This is a genomic window from Acinetobacter sp. S4397-1 (assembly GCF_024129285.1).
Taxonomy (GTDB): Bacteria; Pseudomonadota; Gammaproteobacteria; order Pseudomonadales; family Moraxellaceae; genus Acinetobacter; species Acinetobacter lwoffii_C.
In genome coordinates this window covers 1-24482 of record NZ_JAMXXZ010000011.1, presented here as the reverse complement: position 1 = coordinate 24482, position 24482 = coordinate 1, and the positions used below count along the sequence as shown (strand labels likewise).

Genomic DNA, 24482 nt, shown 5'->3' with positions numbered 1-24482 from the left:
GGTCCTAAACCCTCTTGTTTTATCAAAGGGAGCTGAGGAAGAATTCTTTATTTAAACACGCTCAATAATTAAAGCGATACCTTGACCCACCCCAATACACATGGCGCAGAGGGCATATTGTCCACCGCTCTGTTCCAGCTGATTTAAGGCCGTAGTAACCAGACGCGCACCGGATGCACCGAGTGGATGACCCAAGGCAATCGCACCACCATTCGGGTTAACTTTCTCCGAGCCATCTGCAAGGCCCAGGTCACGGGTGCAGGCCAGAGCCTGAGCTGCAAAAGCTTCGTTTAACTCAATCACATCCATCTGCTCTAGAGTCAGACCGGTTTGAGTGAGCAGCTTTTTGATCGCAGGTGCAGGACCAAACCCCATGATGCGCGGTTCAACCCCTACGACGGTTGAGCCAATAATTTTGGCCCGTGCTTTTAAGCCGTGTTGTGCCATTGCTTCATCCGAGGCAATTAACAGTGCAGCCGCACCATCATTAATCCCTGAGGCATTACCGGCGGTGATGGTTCCGTCTGCTTTGACCACAGGTTTCAGTTTGGCCAACGCCTCTGCCGTGGTTGAAGCACGTGGGTGTTCATCCTGATTCACGACAACCGGATCGCCTTTACGCTGTGGAATGACCACCGGAATAATTTCATGAGTAAAGAAGCCTTTGGCTTGTGCTGCCGCTGTGCGCTGCTGACTGGTCAGGGCAAAACGGTCCTGATCTTCACGGTTAATGTTGAACTGTTGCGCGACGTTTTCCGCCGTTTGCGGCATGGTTTCAACACCATATAATGCTTTGAGTTTTGGATTGATAAAACGCCAGCCCATGGTGGTATCTTCAATGTTCTGGCTACGGCCATAGGCGGTTTCAGATTTGCCCATTACAAAGGGCGCGCGCGACATAGATTCTACCCCACCAGCAACTATCAGGTTGGCTTCACCGGCTTTAATTGCACGTGCTGCCAGGGCGACTGCATCCAGCGACGAGCCACACAGACGGTTGACAGTGGTGGCAGGGACTTGATAAGGCAAACCGGCCAGCAAGGCTGACATACGGCCCACGTTACGGTTATCTTCACCCGCCTGGTTGGCGCAGCCATAGATGACATCATCTACCTGTTCCCAGTTGACGGATGGATTACGTTCCATGAGGGCTTTGATCGGTAATGCGCCCAAGTCATCTGCACGAACAGGCGCGAGACCACCAGCATAACGGCCAAATGGGGTACGAATGGCATCGATAATATATGCGTTTTTCATATCTAATCTCTTCTTTATAAAGTTCCCTCTACTTTATTGGAGAGGGTTAGGGAGAGGTTTGTTAAATTTTCCCTCATCCTAGCCTTCTCCCAGAGGGAGAAGGAACCTCAGGTATCTTTTAGAATGGGGTTTGAATTTGCTAAAGTTCTTAACCCTGAGTCGCATCAATCAGCGTTGCACCCGTCATCGACTGTAATTCTGCAAATGACAAACCTTCTACTTTTTCGACCACTTTCATGCCATCCGCAGTTATATCAATGATGCAGAGGTCAGTATAAATGCGGTCTACACATTTCAGACCGGTTGCCGGATAGCTCAGCTCAGCCACAATCTTAGCTTCCCCATTTTTGGTGACATGATCAGTAGTGATAAAGACTTTTTTGGCGCCCACAGCCAAATCCATTGCACCGCCAACGGCTGGAATCGCATCGGGTGCGCCGGTATGCCAGTTGGCCAAATCTCCATTTTCAGCCACTTGGAAAGCTCCAAGTACCGCAATATCCAGATGACCGCCCCGCATCATGGCGAATGAATCACCGTGATGGAAAAAGCTGCCTCCGGTGAGCATGGTGACGTATTCTTTACCGGCATTAATCAGCTCCGGATCACGGTCTTTTTCCGCAGGAGGCGGGCCGAACGCCAGCAAGCCATTTTCCGAATGCAGAAAGACGTCTTTATCGTCAGGCAGGTAGCTGGCAATTTTAGTCGGCAGGCCAATGCCCAGATTGACATAGGCGCCATCTGGAATGTCTTGTGCCACACGCTCAGCAATCTGGTCACGGGTCAGTTTGATATAGCTCATGAATCTTCTCTCCTTAGCTGCAATTACTGTGCAGGCTGAACCTGAACCACGTGTTGAACAAAAATCCCCGGAGTAATAATGTGCTCCGGGTCCAGGGCACCGAGTTCAACCACTTCAGAAACCTGGGCGATGGTGACATTGGCTGCCATCGCCATGATCGGGCCAAAGTTACGGGCAGATTTACGGTACACCAGATTGCCCCAGCGATCGCCTTGAGACGCTTTGATCAGGGCAAAATCTGCCTTGATCGGATTTTCCAGTACATAGTCTTTGCCTTCATAGTTGAGGGTCGGTTTGCCTTCAGCCAGCAAAGTACCGAAACCAGTTGGTGTATAGATTGGGCCTAGGCCCATGCCAGCCGCCTGAATACGGCAAGCCAGATTACCCTGCGGTACCAGTTCCAGTTCAATCTTTCCGGCACGGTACAGCTCATCAAAGACCCAGGAGTCGGATTGACGCGGGAAAGAACAGATAATTTTACGAACAGCACCAGATTTGAGCAGCTTAGCCAAACCATAATCACCATTTCCGGCATTGTTATTGACAATAATCAGGTCCTTGATGCCCAATTCGATCAGACCATCAATCAGTTCAGCAGGCTGACCTGCTGTACCAAAGCCACCGATCATGACGGTTGAGCCATCCTTAATTTGTGCAAGTGCTTCGGTTAAAGCAGATGATTTATCAATCATAATATTTCCTAATTCAACAAATGGTCATTAACGCTGGGTTTGAGTGCCCGTCACAGCAACAGTCTGGCCAGTGCGTTTGGTTAAAATCACATGTGCCACAATACCGATACAAATGCCCCAGAAGACGGAACTGAGCCCTAAAAAACTCATGCCTGATGCGGTGGCCATAAAGGTAATTAATGCCGAATCACGTTGTGATTCATTGTGCATTGCTGTGGAAATATTAGTGGCAATCGCGCCAAGTAGGGCCAGTCCTGCAAGAGCCGCAACCAGTTCTTTGGGCAAGATGCTGAACAGCATGACAATACTGCCCGCAAACAAACCGCCTAAAATGTAAAAAATGCCGTTGGCAATACCGGCGATATAACGTTTTTCCTTGAGTTCGTGGGCATCTTTACCGGTACACAGCGCGGCGGTAATTGCAGCGAGTACAATCGTAATCCCGCCCACAATCGCCACGCCTACAGAAACAATACTGGCCAGACTCAGGATAGGTTTGGCCGGCATGTCATATCCACTGAGCTTTAAAATGGCCATACCCGGTAAAAACTGTCCTGTCAGACTGACAATGGTCAAAGGCAGGGCCAGGTTTAAAGTGGATGACCAGGTCCATTGCGGCATGATCAGCTCCGGAATAGCCAATGAAAAATTCATGGCAACCGGATTGATCTTCCCAAAGATAAAACTGAGGCTAATGCCTGCAATCAGAACCCAAATAATGGCATAGCGGGGAGAAAAGCGTTTGGCCAGTAAAAAGCACAGCAGCATGCCAAAGACCACATAAGGCATGCTGTCGGTTGCTTTAAATAATCCGATCCCGAATTGAAAGAGAATACCGGCCATCATGCCGGCAGCCAGTCCTTGAGGAATGGCTTTTAAAAGCCGGTCAAATGATCCGGTGACCCCAATGATAAAAATAATGATGGCTGAGCTAATATAAGCCGCCACCATTTCATTGAGAGTAATCCCTGGAAACAGGGCAACCAGTAAAGCTGTACCCGGGGCGGACCAGGCGGTAATCACCGGGACTTTAAATTTGATGGATAAAACAATACCGGTGATGGCTGCCCCAATTGAACTGCCCCAGATCCATGAGGCCATCATGCTGGATGAAACGTCAGCCTGTTGGGCGGCCTGAAAGAAGATAATCATGGGGCCGGCATAGGAAATCAGCACTGCTAAAAATCCTGCAACAGTGGCTGAAATAGACCAGTCATTTTTTAATGTTTTAACTAGGGTTCCCATTGCGATTTGCCTCCTTGCATTCAATGATCCCGTAAACGTTCAGATAGTCTGGTTAACCCAAATCGCCACCGCCTACAGGCACAACCGTTCCAGTAATATATGAAGCATCATCAGAGGCCAGGAATAAAATGGCATTGACCTGCTCCAGAATCGTTCCATAACGACCCATAAAAGTGCGGTCAATCGTCTGGTCGACCACTTCTTGCATCCAGGATTTTTCCTCCTCTGATAACGGTTTAGTGTTACGAGGGATTTTGCGTGGTGGTGCTTCAGTTCCGCCGGTTGCAACGGCATTCACACGAATACCATCTTTGGAATGGCAAAATGCCAGTGATCGGGTTAGTGCATTGACTCCACCTTTGGAGGCCGAGTAAGGAATACGATTGATACCGCAGGTTGCAATGGAAGAGACATTCACAATCACGCCCTCCTTATTTTTCAGCATCTCAGGTAATACTGCATGGCAGCACCATAGCGTCGGAAATAATGAGCGGCTGACTTCTTTTTCAATTTCTTCAGGTGAGAACTCAACGAAGGGCTTCATCCAGATGGCACCCCCCACATTGTTAATGAGCACATCTACACGGCCATAGACTTCGATGGCCTTGGCCACCACGGCCTGAGCGCCGGCATAGGTTTCCAGATCGGCTTTGACAACAATGGCATCACCCTGAAAAGCTTCAATTTCAGCCAGTGTTTCTTCAACATAATCGGAAAAATCAGCCAAGACTACTTGTGCACCTTCGCGGGCTGCTTGCAAAGCCACCCCATGACCAATACCCTGGGCGGCGCCTGTGACAATCACAACTCTTTTTAAAAATCTTTGACGTGCTGACATGGAAAACTTCCTTTTATTAATTCGCAGAAAATTTTTCAAACAGGAAATTCGCAGGCTTTATGCCTTCTGTGTCTAGCCAGCTTCTGACCGCTTCAACCATAGGCACCGGCCCACATAAATAAATATCGACATCGCCGTCATTCAACCATTCATTTTCGATATGACCCGTGACATAGCCTTTACGTTCATGTACCGATTCCGGACTTGCAACCACTGTGCGATATTCAAACCAAGGGCATTTTTCTTGCAGTTCATTTAACTTTTCAAGAGCCACCAAGTCAAAATCATTGGTCACCCCAAAGACCAGACGGACAGGTTGTTCTGAGCCTTTTTCTTCCAATACTTGCAGCATCGACAGGAATGGAGCGATCCCGGTACCACCAGCCAACATCAATACTGGACGGGTCACAGGGCGTAAGTAAAAACTACCGAATGGACCGGCAAAGCTGATTTTATCGCCCGCGGTGGCATTCTTACTCAAGAATTCACTCATTTTGCCATTGGGTACGTTGCGCACCACAAAGCCGGTTAAACGGTTACCCGGTTTAGAGCTGAATGAATAAGAGCGGGTTTCTGTTGTACCTGGAATCGTTACATTGACATATTGACCTGCCAGAAAATGAATGTCCGGTTGACCTTCATCGAGCTGAACATCAAAGGTAATGGTAGATTCCGACAGGTTGTCTACACGTGCCAGGGTGCCCTGAAAAGCATGGATGGTAGTTTTACAGACTTCTGAAGACGCCTGAATCTGGAAGACTGCATCTGAAGTCGGCTTGCATTGGCAGGCCAGAATATAACCCTGTTCAGCTTCTTCCGGCGTTAATGCATCTTCAATATAAGTTTCTTCCGGCATGTCATACGCACCTGATTCACAAAAGGCACGGCATGTTCCGCATGCTCCGTCACGGCAGTCCAAAGGAATATTAATCTTTTGACGGTAAGCTGCATCCGACAAGGTTTCACCTTGGGCAACGCTAATAAAGCGTGTCACGCCATCTTCAAATTGAAGTGCAATATTGTGGTTTGACATGGCTGAATATCCTATATAAATCTTTGAAACTAAACCTTTCAGCCAATTTTCCATCTGGCTGAAAGGTGATACCTGGCTGTGCAGACAGTCTTACAGGTGATAAATGTCGACGACCTGGTTGATGTAGTCGTTTTTCAGTACCACGTATTTGCTTAAAATTTTCGGTTGTTCACCCGAAAAATCGATCACATAACGTGACATGCCGAAGTAGCTATAATTGGTCTTGTAGCGGAAGCTCAAGGTATTCCAGTTAAAACGTACAGTGACCTTGTCACCGTCGCGTTCCACAACTTCAATATTGTTGATGTTATGGCTGGTCCGGGTGTCCGGTATGGTGGCCGATGAACGTTCTGTCTTGATACGGAAGACTCGGTCTTCCAGACCTTGACGGTCCGGATAGTAGATCAAGGAAATTTCAGACTGTGGATCTACAGTCAAGCTGTCATCGTCATCCCATGCCGGCATCCAAAAAGATGCAGTAGGTGCATAACAGTTCAGCCAGTCATCCCATTGCTTGTCATCTAAAAAGCGAGCTTCCTGATAAAGAAACTGGGCAATATTTTCTAAACTGATGTCGCTCATACGGTTTCTCCTTCAGTCTGTGCTGCCAGTTCTTTTTCAGCTGCAATGCCTTTTTTCATCAACTCTAGCCAGTACTGGTGCTGGGCCAGATACAGACCTTCATCTTCAGTCTTGATTCCGGACAGTTTTGGTTTTAAGCCAATTTCATTGGCTGCATCATCTGGGCCTTGAATCCAGTGTTTGGAACCACGGCACATGTCGTTCCATTCCAGCGCGATACCGGCATAACCCGCCTGACAGGCGCGGAATTCTTCCAGGTCATCTGGAGTCGCCATGCCGGATGCGTTAAAGAAGTCTTCATATTGACGGATACGGCGAGTACGGGCTTCCGGCGCTTCGCCGATAGGGCCGATACAGTAAATGGTGACTTCGGTCTTATTGACAGAGATCGGGCGCAATACACGAATTTGTGAGCCAAACTGGTCCATGAAATAAACGTTCGGATAAATACACAGGTTACGTGAACGCTCGATCATCCATTTCGCCATCGCTTCACCGTATTTCTCGGTATATTCATCCTGCTTGGCAAAGTTTGGACGGTCTTCCGGGTTGGCCCATTGTGTCCACAGCAGCATATGGCCATGTTCAAAGCCATAACAACCGCCGCCTTGTTTGCCCCATGCACCGGCGCTCATGGCACGAATGTTATCACCGGCTTCTTTTTCTTTACGCTGCTGGGTAGTGGCCGCATAGTTCCAGTGCACTGCAGATACATGATAACCATCCGCACCATTTTCAGCAGTCAGCTTCCAGTTACCGTCATAGGTATACGTTGAAGAGCCGCGTAAAACCTCTAAACCTTGATCTGACTGGTCTACAATCATGTCAATAATTTTGGTGGTTTCACCCAAGAATTCTTCCAGACTTGGCACATCCGGGTTTAAGCTGCCAAACAGAAAGCCTTTGTAACTTTCAAAACGGGCTACTTTTTTCAGGTCATGTGAGCCGTCCTGGTTGAAGCAGTCTGAATAGCCGGCATCTGTCGGATCTTTTACTTTTAAAAGTTTGCCAGAGTTGTTAAATGTCCAGCCGTGGAAAGGGCAGGTATAAGTTGCCTTGTTGCCTTTTTTATGACGACACAGCTGTGCACCACGGTGTGAACAGGCATTAATCATGGCATTCAGCTCACCCTGGCGGTTACGCGCAATAATAATCGGCTGACGGCCAATATAGGTGGTGTAATAGTCATTGTTGTTTGGAATCTGGCTTTCATGTGCCAGATAGACCCAGTTGCCTTCAAAGATGTATTTCATCTCCAGGTCAAACATGGCTTGGTCTGTAAAGACCGAACGGTGGAGTTTAAATTCACCGGATTCAAAATCATCGACCAGTAATTCATCAATACGGTCTAAATGGCTGGTGTTAATTACAGGAATACGAGGCATGTCCAGTCTCCGACTTTCCAAACAGGGTAAGTCATCGGGATGTCGTTCTTAGACTCTCATCCCGATTCCATAGGGAATTATGCGCTTGCGCGGCGACGTTCAACTTCAGTGCTAGGCGCAGCAGCTTGATCTTTCACAAGTTCAATATTGAATTGAATGTGTTTGAAAGGGCCGTTTAAACCACGACGTGCGATTTCAGCTTCATCGGTAACATCAACTGCTGTAGCGACCAGGCCATCACGCGTTGCAAAGGCAAAGTCATCCCACAGGTATTGATCACCTTCGATGTTGAACTGCGTGGTTAACTTGCGATAACCCGGTGCAGATACAAAATAATGCACGTGTGAAGGGCGGTTACCGTGACGGCCTAATTTGTTCAGTACAAACTGGGTCGTACCTTCTGGGGGACAGCCATAACCGACCGGCATGGTGGTAAGTGCCACATATTTACCATCCTGATCCGTGAAAATAGAACGGCGCAGGTTAAAGTCAGATTGTGACTTATCAAAGAAAGAGTAATTGCCTAGGCTGTTGGCATGCCAGATTTCAACTTTGGCACCTTCAATCAGGTTGCCTTGTGTGTCGGTGACCGTACCTTCAATGATCAGCGTTGGAATTTTCCCTTCCTCAGAGCCATCATCCATGCGGGCAAAACCAACAGATTCCGGTGCACCTGCCACATATAAAGGACCTTCGATGGTACGTGGCGTCCCCCCTGTAATGCCTGCTTTTGCATCTGCAGCATCAGCACGAAGATCTAAATAATGTTCCAGCCCCAATCCTGCAGCCAGTAAGCCTAATTCATTGGCTTGTCCTGCATCGGTAAAATACTCAAGACCTTTCCAGAGTTCTGACTGAGAAATGTCCAGATCTTCAATTGCCTGGAAAAGGTCCCCCAATAAACGCACAACAATTTGCTGTACACGCTCATCTACTGGACCTGTCGCTGTATCGACATTCATTTTCTTTACTAGCGCATCAATTTCTTGGCGGTTCATACTAGTGCTCCTTAAGTATGTTTTTTATATTTGGGTGGCCCATGTTTTTAGCTTGCGTTCGGCTGGCTAAATCTTGCTGGCCACAATCCTTGTGGGGTCGCTCTCTATTGTGTGGATTAGAGGCAAAATCCGGTGATTCCCGTGTTAAAAGGTCTGCTCAGCGGTCATCATCACGAACCGAAGACGGATGACGGTTCAAGGGCATCACTTCAATCTTCATATAGGGATAAAGGGGCAAACCTTGTAACAGGTTGTGCAGCTCTTCATTGCTCTCTACATCAAAAATACTGATATTTGAATATTGGCCACTAATACGCCAGATATGACGCCATTTCCCTTGACGCTGTAAGTCCTGAGAATAGGCTTTTTCTACCGCTTTAATTTCATTGGCCTGTTCCACTGGCATATCTTGTGGAATATTCACGTCCATCCGTACATGGAAAAGCATGGGTTTCTCCTTGAATTATTGACGACGTAAGTTGTCAATCTTGTTGTCATCCAGCTCAATTCCCAGACCTGGGCCTTTGGGAAGCTGAAGTTCAAAGTTTTGATAATTGAGTGGGGTTTTTAAAATGTCTTCGGTCAGTAAGAGCGGGCCAAATAGCTCAGTTGCATAGGCCAGATTCTTAAAGGTAGAGAACACATGGGCAGAGGCAAGGGTTCCCACCGGACCTTCCAGCATGGTGCCGCCGTACAGGTCAATGCCTGCAAGCTGTGCAATGGTACCGACCTCACAACCTTCAATCAGACCACCCGACTGGGCGATCTTGACGGCAAAAACTGAAGCGCCATTCTGCGTGGCAATCTGATAGGCAGATTGCGGCCCCATCAGCGACTCATCTGCCATAATGGCGATGTCAAAACGGCGGGTCAGGCGTTGCATTGCCCCCAGATTATCAATTGCACAAGGCTGTTCGATCAGGTCTACGCCACCATCCTGAAGCAGCTGAATACCTTTAATGGCCTCCAGTTCGGACCAGGCACGGTTCACATCCACACGGACCGAGATGTCTTTGCCTAAGGCGCGTTTAATGGCCAGCACATGTTCAACATCTTCTTCAACCGGGCGTGAACCAATTTTTAGCTTGAAAATATTGTGGCGTTTTGCCGCAATCATTTTTTTTGCTTCTGTAATATCTTTTTCGGTATCGCCAGAAGCCAATACCCACAGTACCGGCACACTGTCGCGTAAACGGCCCCCTAAAACTTCTGAAAGCGGTAAGCCTAAACGCTGCGCCTGAATATCCAGCAGGGCAGTTTGAATGGCACATTTCGCAAAACGGTTGCCATTAATATTCTTTTTAATTGCTCGTAAGGTCTGAGCAACATTTAAACCGGATAGCGTTTTTAAAAGCGGGGTGAAATAAGTATCAATATTCACTTTGATACTTTCCGGACTTTCATCCCCATAACCCAATCCACCAATGGTCGTTGCTTCGCCCCAACCCACATAACCGTCTTCTGTGGTAATTTTGACAAGTACCAAAGTCTGGGTTTGCATGGTGGCCACCGCCATCTTATGTGGGCGGATGGTGGGAATTTCCAACAGCAAGGTTTCAACTGATTTATACATAATTACGGTTCACATTCTTGCTTTCATGCACTGACTTAATATACCTTAAAGGAATAGTTTCGATCAGTCGAAGATCGATTTGGCATTTTTTTATACTTTAAAGGTATTGGTTTGGGATGGAACTTAGACATTTACGCTACTTTGTTGCGGTAGTAGAAGAGCAAAGCTTTACCAAAGCGGCAGAGAAACTATTTATTGCTCAGCCACCTTTAAGCCGGCAAATCCAGAACTTAGAGCAAGAGCTTGATATTCAGCTATTTGAGCGCGGTAGCCGTCCACTCAAGACCACGGAAGCCGGCCAGTTTTTCTATCAGCATGCCGTTAAACTTTTGTCTAATGCAGAAGAAATCAAGTCCATGACGCGACGCATTGGCATTGCAGACCGCAGCATTACTATTGGTTTTGTCGGTTCTTTATTATTCGGTTTGCTATCACGAATTCTGTTTTTATTTAAACAGCAGCATCCTTATCTCAAGATTGAGATGATGGAAATGAATACCTATGAACAGATTCAGGCGCTGAAAGAAGGGCGCATTGATGTGGGATTCGGCCGGTTGAGAATTTCCGATCCTGCGGTTAAAAGAATGTTACTACGTGAAGAACGTCTGGTGATGGCAGCACATACCAGTCACCCCTTGGCACAGCAAGAAGGGGTGTATTTATCTGAACTGGTAGAGCAGCCTCTGTTTTTATATCCCAATAGCGGTAAAGCCAACTTTGCCAGCCAGACTCTGGGGATCTTCTCTGAATATGGATTAGAGCCTAAAAACATACGGACTGTACGTGAATTACAGCTTGCCCTGGGTTTTGTGGCAGCGGGGGAAGGGATATGCATTACACCAGAAAGTGCCAAGAATATTAAACTGGCTCATCTGAACTTTATACCCATACTCGACCATTTAGCCGTCAGTCCAGTATTTATGGCAATCCGCAATATGGATGAAAGTGAATATATCCGTCATCTATTCGATTCGGTTTATCAGGTCTATGACCTTGAGGCTATTTCCTATGACCGTTCAGTCTTTTGAAAATATGCAGCCTGAGTTCTTTATGATAAAGGATTGCAAATGAAACCTGTCTGCTCACAGAGACTTATGTTTTTCTTTTTTAAATATATTCTTTAATAAAATAAACCACTTGGATAACAGTAGACTTTATAGGTATGGAAGCATGCCTATTCAGTTTTGGACATTTTTTCCTATCTTCTGCATTGTGAGCCTCATTCATTGAACTTCACAGTTAGGAGGTGGAGATGTCTACGAATAAAGTGAATATAAATACACTCATCGATGAAGCGAAGTTTACGCCTTTTCACTGGGGAGTACTGATCTGGTGTTTGCTGATCATTATTTTTGATGGTTATGACTTGGTCATTTATGGGGTCGCATTACCACTTTTAATGCAGGAATGGGCATTGACCGCAGTGCAGGCAGGAATGCTGGCCAGTACCGCACTGTTCGGGATGATGTTTGGTGCCATGACTTTTGGAACCCTGTCAGATAAGCTCGGCCGTAAAAAGACCATTATGATCTGTGTGGCAATTTTTAGTGGTTTTACCTTTATGGGCGCTTTTGCCACCACACCGGTTGAATTTGGCATTTTACGTTTTATTGCAGGTCTCGGGATTGGTGGAGTCATGCCCAACGTAGTGGCATTGATGACAGAATACGCACCAAAACGTATCCGTAGCACGCTGGTTGCTTTAATGTTTAGTGGCTATGCCATTGGTGGTATGACATCAGCTCTGTTAGGTGCCTGGCTGGTTCCTCAGTTTGGCTGGAAAATCATGTTCTATCTTGCGGGTATTCCACTGCTGATTTTGCCAGTGTTATGGCGGTATCTGCCAGAATCCTTGATGTATCTGACCAACAAAAAGCAAACTGCTGAGGCACACAGTATTATTCAGAAAATCTCTCCAACCCAAGTGATTGGTCAAGATACTGAGTTTGTATTGAGTGAAGTACAAAAAGGCGATGAAGCCCCATTAAAAGCACTGTTCCAGCACGGTCGCAGTTTCAGTACCTTTATGTTCTGGCTGGCTTTTTTCATGTGTTTATTGATGGTTTATGCCCTAGGCAGCTGGTTGCCGAAACTCATGATTCAGGCAGGTTATTCGCTAGGCGCGAGTATGATCTTCCTGTTTGCCCTGAATATTGGGGGAATGATCGGTGCAATTGGCGGTGGCTATCTGGCTGACCGTTTCCATATCAAGACAGTACTGACCATTATGTTCCTCGGTGGTGCAACGGCCCTGATCCTGCTGGGTTATAACAGTCCACAATTTGTTTTATATACCTTGATTGCCGTGGCAGGTGCCGCCACCATCGGTGCACAAATCCTGCTTTATACTTTCGTCGCACAGTACTATCCGTCTACTGTGCGCTCTACAGGAATGGGCTGGGCATCGGGTATAGGCCGCATCGGTGCTATCGTTGGACCGGTTTTGACAGGTGCTTTATTGACCATGAACCTGCCTCACCAAATGAACTTCTTTGCAATTGCGATTCCTGGCCTAATCGCTGCGATGGCAATTTTCCTGGTCAATTTAAAATACTCCGTCGATGGTAAAAGCCTTGCAGCATCTGGGCTAGAAGCGGATTCAACATCGAAAAAAGCCAACCCATCATTTTGAAATAGTTGAAAAGTGTAATTTCCTCAATGATATAGATCGCCATCGCAAGCCTTGGCGGTCTATTGCTAGAATCCGATCGGACAATAAAAAAAGTGAGTTTAGGATGAACACAGCTGCATTATTTAACCAACCAACAATTACATTGAAACGTACAGTATTGATGAGCATGATCGCTGTGAGTCTAGGGGGCATCAGTCTATCGACCCAAGCGCAAACCACAGCGCAGGCAAACCAGCAGGAAATTGAGCAGCTACGCCAAGAAGTGCAAGCTTTACGTAGCATGATTGAACAGCAGAAAGCCCAAACTCAGCAGATTGCAACGGCAGTGCAAACACCTGTTGCACCCCTTTCTTCAGTACCCTCTAAAGCTGCAACAAGCCCGGTGATGAGAATTGCCAGCGGCGCCGAATTTAATCTTTACGGAAATATTCGTGCCGATGCTTCTTATCAGGTAGAAGGTGGTGCTAAGGATATGCCTTATAACCAGATTAATGCGGTACCACTTGAAGGTAATGGTGAAAATAGCGATCGTCTCAGATCGACTTTAGCTGCTACACGTTTAGGAATGGACTTTAAAGCACCTGTGGGTGCCGGGGACAATGCCCTTAGCGGTAAACTTGAAGTCGACTTCCTGGGTGGAGCGAACTTGGATAACCTGCGTATTCGGCATGCCTATATTAGCTATGCGAACTGGTTGATCGGTCAAACCTGGTCAAACTTTGCGCTCCCTGATTATATGCCGGAAACTGTAGATGCTTTGGCTTATGCAGGGGGGGCGGTAAAACGTACACCGCAGGTTCGCCATACTACGACGTTTAGCCCGGCTACCAATCTGGTTGTTGCAGTAGAAGATCCAAAAGACAGCTCTATTCAGCAACGTTTACCTGCTTTAACTGCACGTTTAAACCATAAACTGGCAGATAATTTTGCAGTAAGCGCACGTGCCATGGGCCATGAAAAGCGTATTAACGAGCAGGAAGAAACCGCATGGGGCGTGGGTCTGGGCGCAAAATATGATGTTATGCCAGGAACGACTGTAAAAGCGGATTATTACCATGTAAAAGGCGACAGCAGCTTTGTCTCTTATGCTAACCCGGGTGTCGTTGCAGCAGGTGGAAACCTTTATCAAAGCGAATTTGACTCAATTACTGTCGGCCTGACTCAGCAGTTTAATGACAAATTACGTGGCACTTTAGGTTATGGTTATATGACCTTCGATCAAGATGCTAATTATGTGCAGAGTGTTACAGATAAAACCAAAATCAATAAAGACCTCTGGCAGGCGTGGGCCAATGTCTTCTATAGTCCGACGAAGCCTCTAAGTTTTGGTCTGGAATATGTCTATGGTGAACGTGAAGCTGTAGCTTCAGCGTCAAATGGCAGTACCAAAGGTGAAGATAACCGAATTAATGCGGTTGCCGTTTACAACTTCTAAGCTACTTTTAAACTGAAGTTATTCAACTGATAAAAACGCGGATGGATTCATCCGCGTTTTTATTTTTCAAAATGATCTGTACTGCAGTGCTTTTTGGCTCTTGATAAAACTTTTTTATCCACTTCTTAATTTTTTAAAATGATACCGAAACTGCCTTAAAATTTTCATCATGAGAATATGAAATACATTTGATGCGTGCATTTGGAGGATAAGGGAGGCTCTATTAACGGGCTTATTCACTAGAAATATCGAGTTGTATCAGCATAGAATTAAATTGCCAGGTTTCGTTAAGGCTTAAGTGCTTCAATAAGCCTATACCATTCTGATTGTTACTACTGCTTTTTTTACCGGTTAAGCCCAAATTTGCATGAATCTAGACTGATATAACAGCTCTCTATGTGCAAAGCCAAACTCAAAGTACAAACTGTGTAGAAAGCTAGAAGACTCAGGAGATTAGATTTGTTTATTAGCTCTTTGAATGACTTTGATTGATTTGCTGTACGTCCCAGTCACTTCTATTAATTTGTCACAATTTGACAATCACACCTGAGCCATTCCCTGTTAAATTCAGTGGGCATGATGACCGGAACTGACTGATTTTTTTTCAGTCAGTCCTATACTGTCAGGCTAAGAAAACAAATAAAACATGGACTAATAAAAATGAAACGGGAGTGTGAAATGCTGGGAAATATGATGTTTCAGCCTTTATTGATCAGTAGCATGATTGAACATGCCGGGCGTTATCATGCCGACACTGAAGTGATTTCCAAAAATACCGATACCAGTATTACGATTACCAACTGGGGAGAGATTCGACAAAATTCAAAACGTTTTGCCAATGTTTTAATGCAGTTTGGCTTAGAACTGAGTGATCGTGTTGCAACAATTGCCTGGAACAACCACCGTCACCTAGAGTCTTGGTATGCCATTTCAGGAAGTGGTCTGGTCTGCCACACGATTAATCCGCGTTTGTTTCCAGAACAGCTGGTTTTTATTATTAATGATGCTGCGGACCGCGTTCTGCTCTTTGATAAAACCTTTGCCCCTTTGATCAAGGCCATTAAACCGCTATTAAAAACTGTGGAGCAATATATCTGTCTGGATGCCGAAGATCCGGCAATAACTGAAGCATTGCCAGAAGTCCAGTTTTATGACTCCCTTATTGCCCAGCAAAGTGCAGAATTCAGCTGGCCTGAGCTGGATGAAAATACTGCCAGTTCACTCTGTTATACCTCGGGAACCACGGGAAATCCGAAAGGCGTATTGTATAGCCATCGCTCTACCACCTTGCATAGTTATGCCATCAGCCTGCCTGATTCTTTAAATGTCTCTGCACGTGACATCATGCTACCGGTTGTGCCGATGTTCCATGTGAATGCTTGGGGAACGCCATATGCTGCTGCGATGGTGGGATGTACCTTAGTCTTGCCAGGACCTGGCCTAGATGGAGCGAGCCTGGTCAATATGATTGATACTTACAAAGTTTCCGTTGCACTCGGTGTGCCTACCATCTGGCAGGGGCTGATTGCCGCTGCCCAGCAATCTGGTTCAAAGCTGGAAGGCCTGAAACGCAATGTGGTGGGCGGTTCAGCATGTCCACCCGCCATGCTAAAAATCTTTAAAGAACAATTTGATTGTGAAACCATTCATGCTTGGGGAATGACCGAGACCAGTCCGCTCGGTAGCGCGAATCAGATTAAAACCAAACATCTTAATCTGTCAGATGAAGAATGCCTGAAAGTGCGTTTATCGCAAGGTCGTCCACCTTTTGGTGTAGATCTGCGCTTGACGGATGAAGAGAAAGGCACCCACGAAATTGCCCGGGATGGCAAAAACGTCGGGAATCTGCAAATTAAAGGTCACTGGATTATTGATCATTATTTTGGCAAGGAAGAATCTGCACTGACCACAGATGGCTGGTTCGATACCGGTGATATTGCCACTTTAAATGAAGATGGCTTTATGACTCTTTGTGACCGTGCGAAGGATTTAATCAAGTCGGGCGGGGAGTGGATTTCTTCAGTCGAACTGGAAAATATTGCCATGGGTCATCCGGAAGTTGCGATGGCTGCTGTGATTGCAGCACAACATCCGAAATGGGATGAGCGCCCGGTTCTGATTGTGGTGAAAAAATCTGAAAGCCGAATCAGTGAAACGGAACTTCTCGATTATTATGATGACAAGATTGCCAAATGGCAGATTCCGGACAAGGTTATTTTTGTAGATAGCATTCCACTGAGCGGAACTGGAAAAATGCTGAAAAAGGATTTACGTGAATCTTATGGTTCCATCCTGACGGAACAAGAACAAGTGCCAAGTTAAGAAGCAAAAAGACGCTAATCTTTCACGTTGAGGAAATATAAAAAACCAAAACCGGTCTGGATTCAGGCCGGTTTTTTTTATTGGTTTTTAAAACAAGCTTTATACAAGCAAGGTATTTATTGGACTTCAAACGAGCTAAATCAGCTTTTCTATGCAATATTGTCCTACAAAAAACCTCATCATGGATTCTCGGCCCATAATTTGTCCTGCATTGATATGGTTTGAAACTCAAAACTTTTTATCCTGAACCACATAATAAATAGACGATTGTATATTAATAAACACCTACGGATTAAGGGAATAAAAATGACAAATATAACCACCTACCGGCCGCATTGGGTACGTGAAGACTTTATTGACTTCATAGGTGAAAAAATACATCCGACCTGGGCACTAAAAAGAGTCAAAGCTGAGGTCATTAAGATCCAGGCAGTCAGTCCGGATTTTTTCAAGATTCAATTACGTCCAAACCGCAACTTTAAAGGACGACTGTTTCAAGCTGGCCAGCATATTGCGGTGACAGTAGCACTGGATGGGATTCACCATCAGCGTCATTATTCTATTGTGACAATTTTAACCAATGGTGATATTCTGATTGCAGTTCGACAGCAAGGCAAAGTATCACGTGCGCTGAGTCTGATGCAGCTGGGTGCGGTTATTGAGCTTTCTCAAGCTCAGGGTAATTTCACTTTGGGTGATTCTGACAGACCTTTGTTGTTTTTGGCCTCTGGCAGTGGCATTACCGCAATTTATTCACTTTTGCAAAAAGCCGTAGTGCAGTCACTCGAACCAATCGACCTGATTTATTTTACCCGTGACAATGCTTTTCATGCCGAGCTCAAAACGCTGGCTTTGATGCATCCCAACTTCGAATATCATCATTTTAATACCCTCGAACATGCACAGCATTTGAATCAGACTTTGCTACGAAAGCGAGTGCCTGATTTTGAAAAACGTGAAATCTATGCTTGTGGTTCAGACAGCATGATGAAAGCAGCACTTAGAATAGTAGCTAAATTTGACCTCCAGCCGCATTTTCATACTGAATACTTCCAGCTGATCACGGATAAAAAAGTAAAGGCACAGCCAGTACAGTTTTTAAGGTCTCAACAAGCGTTTCAGGCTGAGTCTAATTTGCTGGAAAGTGCAGAGCAGGCCGGGCTTAAGCCTGCACATGGGTGTCGTAGGGGCATTTGTAATACCTGCTCCTGCACCAAAGTGAGTGGTTCGGTACGCAACATATTAACCGGTGAACTTGATCACGCTCACAACACCCAGATTAAACTTTGTATTTCACAGGCGGTTAGTCCTGTGGTAATTAACTTATAACCACAATTAAACAAATAAATAAAAAGGTCTATTCATGAATCTATCGGTTAATTTTAACAAACACAGCAAATCCCAATTTCTCAGTCTTGAACAGGTTGAAGAATTTGGGGGCAAGATGGATGCAATCCGCCGTCAGGTCATGGATGACTTGGGTGAAAAAGACGCAGAGTATATTTATAAAATCCGGAATTTTATCCGTTATAGCGAAATTACTTCGCGCGGCATGTTGATGTTGGCTGGATGGTTGCCACCCGTGTGGCTATTAGGTACGGGTTTATTGGGTATTTCCAAAATTGTGGAGAATATGGAGCTGGGCCATAATGTCATGCATGGTCAGTTCGACTGGATGAACGATCCGAGCTTGAATGGTGCCAATTATGACTGGGATACCATTGCGACCGGAGATGACTGGAAGTATACCCATAATTATATGCATCATACGTATACCAATATCGTCGGGATGGATCATGATGTAGGTTATGGCCTGATTCGTGTCAGTGAATCCCAGAAATGGGAACCGCGCTTCCTGTTTAATATTCCAGTGGCAATGCAACTGATGGTCTTTTTTGAATGGTATGTGGGCGTGCAGCGTCTACATCTGGAAGAGGTGATTGTCTATAAAACCAAAACTTGGGCACAGGTGTGGGAAGAAGCTGCGCCCCTACGCCAGAAAATGCGCCGTCAAATCGTGAAAGATTATCTGTTTTTTCCGCTGATTGCGGGGCCGAATGCGCTTCCTGTTTTTACCGGAAATGCTGTCGCCAATATCATTCGTAACTTATGGGCCTCAGCGGTCATTTTTAATGGTCACTTTACGGAAGATGCAGAAACATTTGAATTTGAAATGGATAATATCGAGAAGGAAACCCGGGGTGAATGGTATTTACGCCAGATCCGGGGATCAAGTAATTTTAGCGGTGCTGCCTGGTTGCATATATTAAGTGGTAATTTGAGCCATCAAATTGAGCATCACTTATTCCCCGATATGCCTGCCAATCGCTATGCCGAAGTTGCCCCGAAAATTAAAGCGCTCTGTGCAGAATATGGGATTCATTATAATGAAGCCAGCTTTATCAAACAGTTTTCAACGGTTTGGATCGGTCTGGCAAAATGCTCGCTGCCTCAGGAATGGAATAAGCAGATGGTAGAAAAAATCCAGATTCTGAAATCAGGCTGGAATGATTTAAAGAATAAACTGATCAAATAATTTAGATACTTTTACTGCTTATCCCTCTGGATACTCCTCAATAGATTTGGATGGTTTATTGAGGATTTTTTTCATTAGAATTGGAGATTAAGACTAGGGCTATCTATTATAGTTTATCAATCATAGTTATCACGCCAAACTTAAAGTTCTCGTATGGGCAGAGAAGCCCTATCAAGTTCTGCGCCAAGATTCAGCATCTCGCTCTAATACCATCAATCGTGTAATTAATACTTTAGGTTGAAAGCTGACAGTTCAAAATACTTAAAATTAGTAAAAATGGCAGCTACACGCTCCGATTTTTTTGAATTCGCATAACAGCCACGATGTGCAATAGGCTAGCTAGTAGCCAAGAGTTAATCTTTACTTTTTAGTGGGTAGGTCAGCTTAGATCACAACTAAATACTTTTAACTCACTAAACGTAGTAGTGCTGCAAAATCTTCTACATAATAATCAGCTTTGGCTTTAATCAAGTCGATTTCATGAGCAGAATATTGATCATAAATTGCGATGACATCAATACCGGCTTGATTGGCAGCTTCAACACCTACCAAAGAATCTTCAATAATTACACAGTCCTGAGCAGAAAGTTTAAAATGCTTGAGTGCATTCAAATAGACTTCTGGATGCGGCTTAATATTCTCGACATTTTCTCGCGTCCAGATCATAGAAAAATCATGTTCAAAACTAAGTTTGCGATTAATATTCTGATTATTTTCCTGATAGCGCTGAATATTGGATAAGCTGGTAGTTGTGGTTAGCGCGATATGTAGACCTTGCTGTTTCAGGGCAGAAATCAAGGTTTCTGCATGCGGTTTCAGCTCAATCACGTGGTCAAGAAAATGCTGTGAAATATGATAACGGCGTGACTTTACCTCTTCTTTACTAAGATTAAAGCCATAAAGTTCTCTTAAATAACCACAATATTCCAGATAAGGATCAAGCGAATGTTTAAAGGCTTTCAGTTGTTGATCGCGTTGCTGCTGAATTTGGCTTAAACCGACCTGCACATGAGAAAGTTCCTGAATCAGGGCAGCATCTACCTGATTCCAGATGCCGACAGAATCAATCAGAGTGCCATCCAAATCAAAGCAGACCAGCTTTTTGCCCCGGAACATTTGACGTTTCCCCCAATTTTTTACAGCTTATTGTGTGCGGCAGAGTATATAACAGGAGTCCTGATTTTTTTTGATCGCTTCAAAAAAAATCCAGCCTGGCTATTTTGAAAAAATATTAAAAAAACAGCAGAAGGAAAAGTATTTTTTACTTGCCTTCGTATTGGAATGGAGGGTATGGCGGGTGTAAAAGTGTTATATTTCGATAATGGCAGTGGATAAAACAATATGGATAATTCGCATGCCAAATGATGCAAAAGTAAAAGGGAATATGTTGTTGTGTTTGAACTTGACTGTAAATTACTCAGTATTTTTTATTATGTATATAAATTCAAAAATGTCTCACAGGCAGCCGAACATCTGGAAATGAGCCAGCCAGCGGTCAGTAATTTACTCAATAAAGTTCGTCAGCATTATAGTGACCCTCTGTTTTTGCGTATTGGCAATGAAATGCTACCGACCGAGTTGTCTAAGCAGCTGTTTCCTTTGGTTAGTGAAGCACTGAGTAAAGTGGAGGCCATCAATAATTTTACCATTGATTTTGATCAGGCCACTTCGCAGCAACAGTTTACGCTGGCCATGACCGATGTATCACATCTGGTACTCTTGCCAAAAATTTCCCAATATCTCAAACAGCATGCTTCTCATATTCGGCTGAATGTACGCCCCATTACTTCAGAAACCAGTTATCAGATGGCCAATGGCGAAATTGATCTGGCTTTGGGTTTTTTGCCTAATTTTGAAAATGGTTTTTATCAGCAGAAGCTGTTTGAACAATACTATGTGGTGATTGCAGCCAAAGACCATCCACGGCTAACAGGTGACATCCTGACCACGAAAGAGTATTTACATGAAACTCATATTGATATTGATGCAGGCATGGGGCATTACCATATTGAAAATGAGTTACTCCGCCTGGAGTTAAAACGTGATATTTTGATGCGTTTGCCAAGCTATTTAGGGGTAGGTCTGGTGGTACAAGAGACTGATGCCATTGCAACCGTGCCGTATTATTTAAGTGAAGTACTCTTGTCTCGCGGTAATTTGAAAATTTTTAATGCGCCCATTGCTTTTCCGACCTATTCAGTAAAACAGTATTGGCATGCTTCTTGTCATCATAAGATTAGCCATCAGTGGTTGCGTCATACTTTCTATGAAATTTTAAGTAAATAGTTTTTTTAATTTTAATAACAGGATAAAGACCAGACAAAGGACGGGGGGGTAATTACGCACAGTGTATATGAGCAGGTGAATCATCAGATCATTCATTTCCCGGATGATTTGCCCTGCGAACAGGTGAATAAGGAATCAAGCTCTTTTAAATCGGGCAGAAACTCAGACAAATATTATCAATTTCATAAAATAATTCTATAATAGCGCCCATTCGGGTCAGGGTTCATCTAAACCATAGATGCAGATGTCTCATGCTGACCATTTTCTACTTTTCATTCAAGTTCTCCTCTGTGATCCGGCTTGTATATTCAGATTTAGCATCTTATTTGTCCATGACGGCACATAAGAATATTAGGTATCCACATGGAAATTAAGGTCAATTATCTCAATAATCTTCGCCAGGAAGCCAAGTTTGATGACTTCACGGTAATCGCTGATCAGCCGATCCGTTATAAGGGTGATGGCTCAGCGCCGGGTCCATTCGATTATTTTCTGGCCTCATCGGCACTTTGTGCTGCTTATTTTGTGAAAGTGTACTGCGCGGCGCGGAATATCCCGACTGACAATATCCGTCTGTCACAGAACAATATTGTCGATCCGGAAAACCGCTATAAACAGATTTTTAAAATTCAGATTGAACTGCCGACCGATATTTCTGATAAAGATCGCCAAGGTATTTTACGTTCAATTGACCGCTGTACGGTAAAAAAAGTCATTCAAACCGGCCCTGAATTTATCATTGAAGAAGTGGAAAGCATTGATGCCGATGCTCAAGCCTTATTGATGCCAAGTCTGGCTTCTGACCATACGACGTTCATTGCGGGTAAAGACCTGCCGCTGGAAGAAACTATTGCCAATATGTCTGCCATTCTGGCCGGTCTCGGCATGAAGATTGAAATTGCATCTTGGCGCAATATTGTGCCGAATGTCTGGTCATTGCATATTCGTGATGCGCAGTCGCCAATGTGCTTTACCAATGGTAAGGGATCGACCAAGGAAAGCGCACTGGCGTCAGCATTGGGTGAGTTCATTGAACGTCTCAACTGTAACTTTTTCTACAATGACCAGTTCTGGGGTGAGGAAATTGCCAATGCCGAATTTGTGCATTATCCTGACGAGAAGTGGTTCCAGCCAGGTCCGAATGGCGAACTACCTGTAGAAATTTTAGATGAACATACCCGTGAAATTTATGATCCTGAAGATGAGCTTTTAGGCATCCATCTTTATGATACCAACTCCGGGAATATGGCACGTGGTATCTGTTCATTGCCATTTGTGCGACAGTCTGATGGTGAAACCGTATATTTTCCATCCAATCTGATTGAAAACCTGTATTTAAGTAATGGTATGAGTGCTGGCAATACCTTGGCTGAAGCTCAAGTTCAGTGCCTGTCTGAAATCTTTGAACGTGCGGTTAAACGTGAAATTCTGCAAGGGGAATTGGCCCTGCCGGATGTGCCGGAACATGTATTGGCAAAATATCCAAAAATTGTGGCAGGTATTCAAGCTTTAGAGGAACAAGGTTTCCCGGTACTGGTAAAAGATGCGTCTTTAGGCGGTCAGTTCCCGGTAATGAGTGTGACCTTGATGAATCCGCGCACGGGTGGGGTATTTGCTTCATTTGGGGCTCATCCAAACTTTGAAGTAGCTTTAGAACGTAGCCTGACTGAGCTGTTGCAAGGCCGTAGTTTTGAAGGCTTAAATGATCTGCCACAACCCACTTTCAGCAGCAATGCCGTGACTGAGCCAAATAACTTTGTCGAGCATTTTATTGACTCCAGCGGTGTAGTGTCTTGGCGTTTCTTTAGCGCAAAGTCAGATTATGATTTTGTCGAATGGGACTTTACCAATAATGGCCAAAACTCGAATGCGGATGAAGCCCAGGCATTGTTCAGCATTCTGAAAGATATGGGCCATGAAGTCTATATGGCCATCTACCAGCATCTTGGTGCAACGGCTTGTCGCATTCTGGTGCCGGGTTATTCGGAAGTGTATCTGGTTGAAGATCTGGTTTGGGATAATACCAATAAGGCCTTGCAGTACCGTGAAGACATTCTCAACCTGCATCGTCTGGATAATGAACAACTGGAGGCGCTAGTAGAGCGTCTGGAAGAGTGTGAACTGGATGACTATACCGAAATCCGCACCTTAATCGGGATTGAGTTTGATGAAAATACCGAATGGGGCCAGTTAACGATTCTGGAACTGAAATTGCTGATTTATCTGGCGCTACAGCAGTTTGAAGAAGCCAAAGATCTGGTGGAGCAGTTCCTGCAATACAATACTAATACGGTTGAACGCGGTCTGTTCTACCAGTGCATGAATGTGGTGCTTGAAGTTATTCTCGATGATGAACTGGAACTGGAAGACTACGCCTATAACTTCCGCCGTATGTTTGGTGATGCACATATGGATGCAGTTATAGGTTCAGTCGAGGGTACAGTACGTTTCCATGGCCTAAGCGAAACCAATATGCAGCTTAAAGGACTAGATCGTCATTTACGTCTGATCGAAAGTTACAAGAAACTGCATGCAGCCCGTGCCAAGTTTGTAGCGAGTTAAATCATGAGTCTTGAAAATGGCTTGGGGGAGGGAGCCGCTAAACTGTTTTTGAGCGTCACCCATAGCGGTTGAAGGCATGTCCTGTTATCTATTAATCCCAGCTCCCTGGGGAACTGGGATTACCTAAAAAATTAAAGTGAAGTGTTAACAATAACGGCTTCAGGGTTGGGTATATGAATAAAAGGAACATGCCTTTTATTCACCAGAATTACCTTACATATTCGGATAATTCGGACCACCGCCACCTTCCGGTGTTACCCAGGTGATATTCTGGGATGGATCTTTGATGTCACAGGTCTTGCAG

Annotated in this window: 21 protein-coding genes; 8 read left to right on the top strand and 13 right to left on the bottom strand. The window is 44.9% G+C overall.

The window, feature by feature from the left end:
• Positions 1 to 51: 51 nt before the first annotated feature.
• The 11 genes from pcaF to NI467_RS07650 form a co-directional block, all read right to left on the bottom strand.
• Complete coding sequence (gene pcaF / locus NI467_RS07700) at positions 52 to 1257, bottom strand: 3-oxoadipyl-CoA thiolase (protein WP_253152118.1); 1206 nt, start codon at positions 1255 to 1257, stop codon at positions 52 to 54.
• A 148-nt stretch (positions 1258 to 1405) separates the two neighbouring features.
• On the bottom strand, positions 1406 to 2059 hold the full coding sequence (locus tag NI467_RS07695) for a 3-oxoacid CoA-transferase subunit B (RefSeq protein ID WP_253152117.1): 654 nt from the start codon (positions 2057 to 2059) through the stop codon (positions 1406 to 1408).
• 23 nt (positions 2060 to 2082) lie between these two features.
• Entirely contained in the window at positions 2083 to 2751 is a 669-nt protein-coding gene (locus tag NI467_RS07690; RefSeq protein ID WP_253152116.1) for a 3-oxoacid CoA-transferase subunit A, read from the bottom strand.
• Between the two features lie 27 nt (positions 2752 to 2778).
• The gene (gene benE / locus NI467_RS07685; protein WP_253152115.1) at positions 2779 to 3996 is read right to left on the bottom strand and encodes a benzoate/H(+) symporter BenE; all 1218 of its coding nucleotides are present in this window, start codon (positions 3994 to 3996) and stop codon (positions 2779 to 2781) included.
• Between the two features lie 52 nt (positions 3997 to 4048).
• Positions 4049 to 4834: a benzoate diol dehydrogenase BenD gene (gene benD / locus NI467_RS07680; RefSeq protein ID WP_253152114.1), complete on the bottom strand. Its 786-nt coding sequence runs from the start codon at positions 4832 to 4834 to the stop codon at positions 4049 to 4051.
• A 16-nt stretch (positions 4835 to 4850) separates the two neighbouring features.
• Positions 4851 to 5867: a benzoate 1,2-dioxygenase electron transfer component BenC gene (gene benC / locus NI467_RS07675; RefSeq protein ID WP_253152113.1), complete on the bottom strand. Its 1017-nt coding sequence runs from the start codon at positions 5865 to 5867 to the stop codon at positions 4851 to 4853.
• 90 nt (positions 5868 to 5957) lie between these two features.
• Positions 5958 to 6449, bottom strand: coding sequence for a benzoate 1,2-dioxygenase small subunit (benB, locus tag NI467_RS07670; protein WP_151206351.1), 492 nt, complete (start codon positions 6447 to 6449; stop codon positions 5958 to 5960).
• Entirely contained in the window at positions 6446 to 7834 is a 1389-nt protein-coding gene (gene benA, locus NI467_RS07665; RefSeq protein ID WP_151203409.1) for a benzoate 1,2-dioxygenase large subunit, read from the bottom strand. The genes benB and benA overlap by 4 nt, the downstream gene beginning before the upstream one ends.
• A 77-nt stretch (positions 7835 to 7911) precedes the next feature.
• The gene (catA, locus tag NI467_RS07660; RefSeq protein WP_253152112.1) at positions 7912 to 8832 is read right to left on the bottom strand and encodes a catechol 1,2-dioxygenase; all 921 of its coding nucleotides are present in this window, start codon (positions 8830 to 8832) and stop codon (positions 7912 to 7914) included.
• A 157-nt stretch (positions 8833 to 8989) separates the two neighbouring features.
• Positions 8990 to 9280 carry a muconolactone Delta-isomerase gene (gene catC, locus NI467_RS07655; protein ID WP_151206349.1) on the bottom strand — a complete coding sequence of 97 codons (291 nt, stop codon included), beginning with the start codon at positions 9278 to 9280 and terminating at the stop codon, positions 8990 to 8992.
• A 15-nt stretch (positions 9281 to 9295) separates the two neighbouring features.
• On the bottom strand, positions 9296 to 10405 hold the full coding sequence (locus NI467_RS07650) for a muconate/chloromuconate family cycloisomerase (protein ID WP_253152111.1): 1110 nt from the start codon (positions 10403 to 10405) through the stop codon (positions 9296 to 9298).
• 116 nt (positions 10406 to 10521) lie between these two features.
• Here NI467_RS07650 and NI467_RS07645 point away from each other — a divergent pair, with 116 nt between their 5' ends.
• The 6 genes from NI467_RS07645 to NI467_RS07620 all read left to right on the top strand — a co-directional run bounded on the left by NI467_RS07645 (position 10522) and on the right by NI467_RS07620 (position 19330).
• A complete protein-coding gene (locus NI467_RS07645; protein ID WP_151203413.1) occupies positions 10522 to 11433 on the top strand; it encodes a LysR family transcriptional regulator in 912 nt (303 codons plus the stop codon).
• A gap of 224 nt (positions 11434 to 11657) precedes the next feature.
• On the top strand, positions 11658 to 13037 hold the full coding sequence (locus NI467_RS07640; RefSeq protein WP_174659843.1) for an MFS transporter: 1380 nt from the start codon (positions 11658 to 11660) through the stop codon (positions 13035 to 13037).
• A gap of 103 nt (positions 13038 to 13140) precedes the next feature.
• A complete protein-coding gene (locus NI467_RS07635) occupies positions 13141 to 14472 on the top strand; it encodes a DcaP family trimeric outer membrane transporter (protein ID WP_253152110.1) in 1332 nt (443 codons plus the stop codon).
• A gap of 678 nt (positions 14473 to 15150) precedes the next feature.
• Positions 15151 to 16794, top strand: a complete 1644-nt coding sequence (locus NI467_RS07630) for a long-chain-fatty-acid--CoA ligase (RefSeq protein ID WP_253152173.1) — start codon at positions 15151 to 15153, stop codon at positions 16792 to 16794.
• A 306-nt stretch (positions 16795 to 17100) separates the two neighbouring features.
• Positions 17101 to 18123 (top strand): flavin reductase family protein, encoded by a 1023-nt coding sequence (locus NI467_RS07625; RefSeq protein WP_253152109.1) that lies wholly within the window; start codon positions 17101 to 17103, stop codon positions 18121 to 18123.
• Positions 18124 to 18157: 34 nt separating this feature from the next.
• A complete protein-coding gene (locus tag NI467_RS07620; protein ID WP_253152108.1) occupies positions 18158 to 19330 on the top strand; it encodes an acyl-CoA desaturase in 1173 nt (390 codons plus the stop codon).
• 405 nt (positions 19331 to 19735) lie between these two features.
• Here NI467_RS07620 and NI467_RS07615 read toward each other — a convergent pair whose 3' ends face one another.
• Positions 19736 to 20446 carry an HAD family phosphatase gene (locus NI467_RS07615; RefSeq protein WP_253152107.1) on the bottom strand — a complete coding sequence of 237 codons (711 nt, stop codon included), beginning with the start codon at positions 20444 to 20446 and terminating at the stop codon, positions 19736 to 19738.
• Positions 20447 to 20722: 276 nt separating this feature from the next.
• Here NI467_RS07615 and NI467_RS07610 point away from each other — a divergent pair, with 276 nt between their 5' ends.
• Both NI467_RS07610 and NI467_RS07605 read left to right on the top strand, forming a co-directional pair.
• Entirely contained in the window at positions 20723 to 21616 is an 894-nt protein-coding gene (locus NI467_RS07610) for a LysR family transcriptional regulator (protein ID WP_253152106.1), read from the top strand.
• 363 nt (positions 21617 to 21979) lie between these two features.
• Positions 21980 to 24178: an OsmC domain/YcaO domain-containing protein gene (locus NI467_RS07605; protein WP_253152105.1), complete on the top strand. Its 2199-nt coding sequence runs from the start codon at positions 21980 to 21982 to the stop codon at positions 24176 to 24178.
• 213 nt (positions 24179 to 24391) lie between these two features.
• On the opposite strand, the gene NI467_RS07600 is transcribed toward NI467_RS07605, so the two are convergent.
• The coding region (locus tag NI467_RS07600) for a 4Fe-4S dicluster domain-containing protein (RefSeq protein WP_253152171.1) at positions 24392 to 24482 on the bottom strand (91 nt) is incomplete at its 5' end.

Excerpts from the sequence above, each read along its gene's own strand:
- NI467_RS07625 (WP_253152109.1), top strand. The coding sequence starts at position 17,101 with ATGACAAATATAACCACCTACCGGCCGCATTGGGTACGTGAAGACTTT.
- NI467_RS07620 (WP_253152108.1), top strand. The coding sequence starts at position 18,158 with ATGAATCTATCGGTTAATTTTAACAAACACAGCAAATCCCAATTTCTC.
- pcaF (WP_253152118.1), bottom strand. The coding sequence starts at position 1,257 with ATGAAAAACGCATATATTATCGATGCCATTCGTACCCCATTTGGCCGT.
- benA (WP_151203409.1), bottom strand. The coding sequence starts at position 7,834 with ATGCCTCGTATTCCTGTAATTAACACCAGCCATTTAGACCGTATTGAT.
- benB (WP_151206351.1), bottom strand. The coding sequence starts at position 6,449 with ATGAGCGACATCAGTTTAGAAAATATTGCCCAGTTTCTTTATCAGGAA.
- NI467_RS07615 (WP_253152107.1), bottom strand. The coding sequence starts at position 20,446 with ATGTTCCGGGGCAAAAAGCTGGTCTGCTTTGATTTGGATGGCACTCTG.
- NI467_RS07695 (WP_253152117.1), bottom strand. The coding sequence starts at position 2,059 with ATGAGCTATATCAAACTGACCCGTGACCAGATTGCTGAGCGTGTGGCA.
- NI467_RS07645 (WP_151203413.1), top strand. The coding sequence starts at position 10,522 with ATGGAACTTAGACATTTACGCTACTTTGTTGCGGTAGTAGAAGAGCAA.
- catC (WP_151206349.1), bottom strand. The coding sequence starts at position 9,280 with ATGCTTTTCCATGTACGGATGGACGTGAATATTCCACAAGATATGCCA.
- NI467_RS07630 (WP_253152173.1), top strand. The coding sequence starts at position 15,151 with ATGCTGGGAAATATGATGTTTCAGCCTTTATTGATCAGTAGCATGATT.
- benC (WP_253152113.1), bottom strand. The coding sequence starts at position 5,867 with ATGTCAAACCACAATATTGCACTTCAATTTGAAGATGGCGTGACACGC.
- NI467_RS07650 (WP_253152111.1), bottom strand. The coding sequence starts at position 10,405 with ATGTATAAATCAGTTGAAACCTTGCTGTTGGAAATTCCCACCATCCGC.
- NI467_RS07635 (WP_253152110.1), top strand. The coding sequence starts at position 13,141 with ATGAACACAGCTGCATTATTTAACCAACCAACAATTACATTGAAACGT.
- NI467_RS07640 (WP_174659843.1), top strand. The coding sequence starts at position 11,658 with ATGTCTACGAATAAAGTGAATATAAATACACTCATCGATGAAGCGAAG.
- catA (WP_253152112.1), bottom strand. The coding sequence starts at position 8,832 with ATGAACCGCCAAGAAATTGATGCGCTAGTAAAGAAAATGAATGTCGAT.
- benD (WP_253152114.1), bottom strand. The coding sequence starts at position 4,834 with ATGTCAGCACGTCAAAGATTTTTAAAAAGAGTTGTGATTGTCACAGGC.
- benE (WP_253152115.1), bottom strand. The coding sequence starts at position 3,996 with ATGGGAACCCTAGTTAAAACATTAAAAAATGACTGGTCTATTTCAGCC.
- NI467_RS07605 (WP_253152105.1), top strand. The coding sequence starts at position 21,980 with ATGGAAATTAAGGTCAATTATCTCAATAATCTTCGCCAGGAAGCCAAG.
- NI467_RS07690 (WP_253152116.1), bottom strand. The coding sequence starts at position 2,751 with ATGATTGATAAATCATCTGCTTTAACCGAAGCACTTGCACAAATTAAG.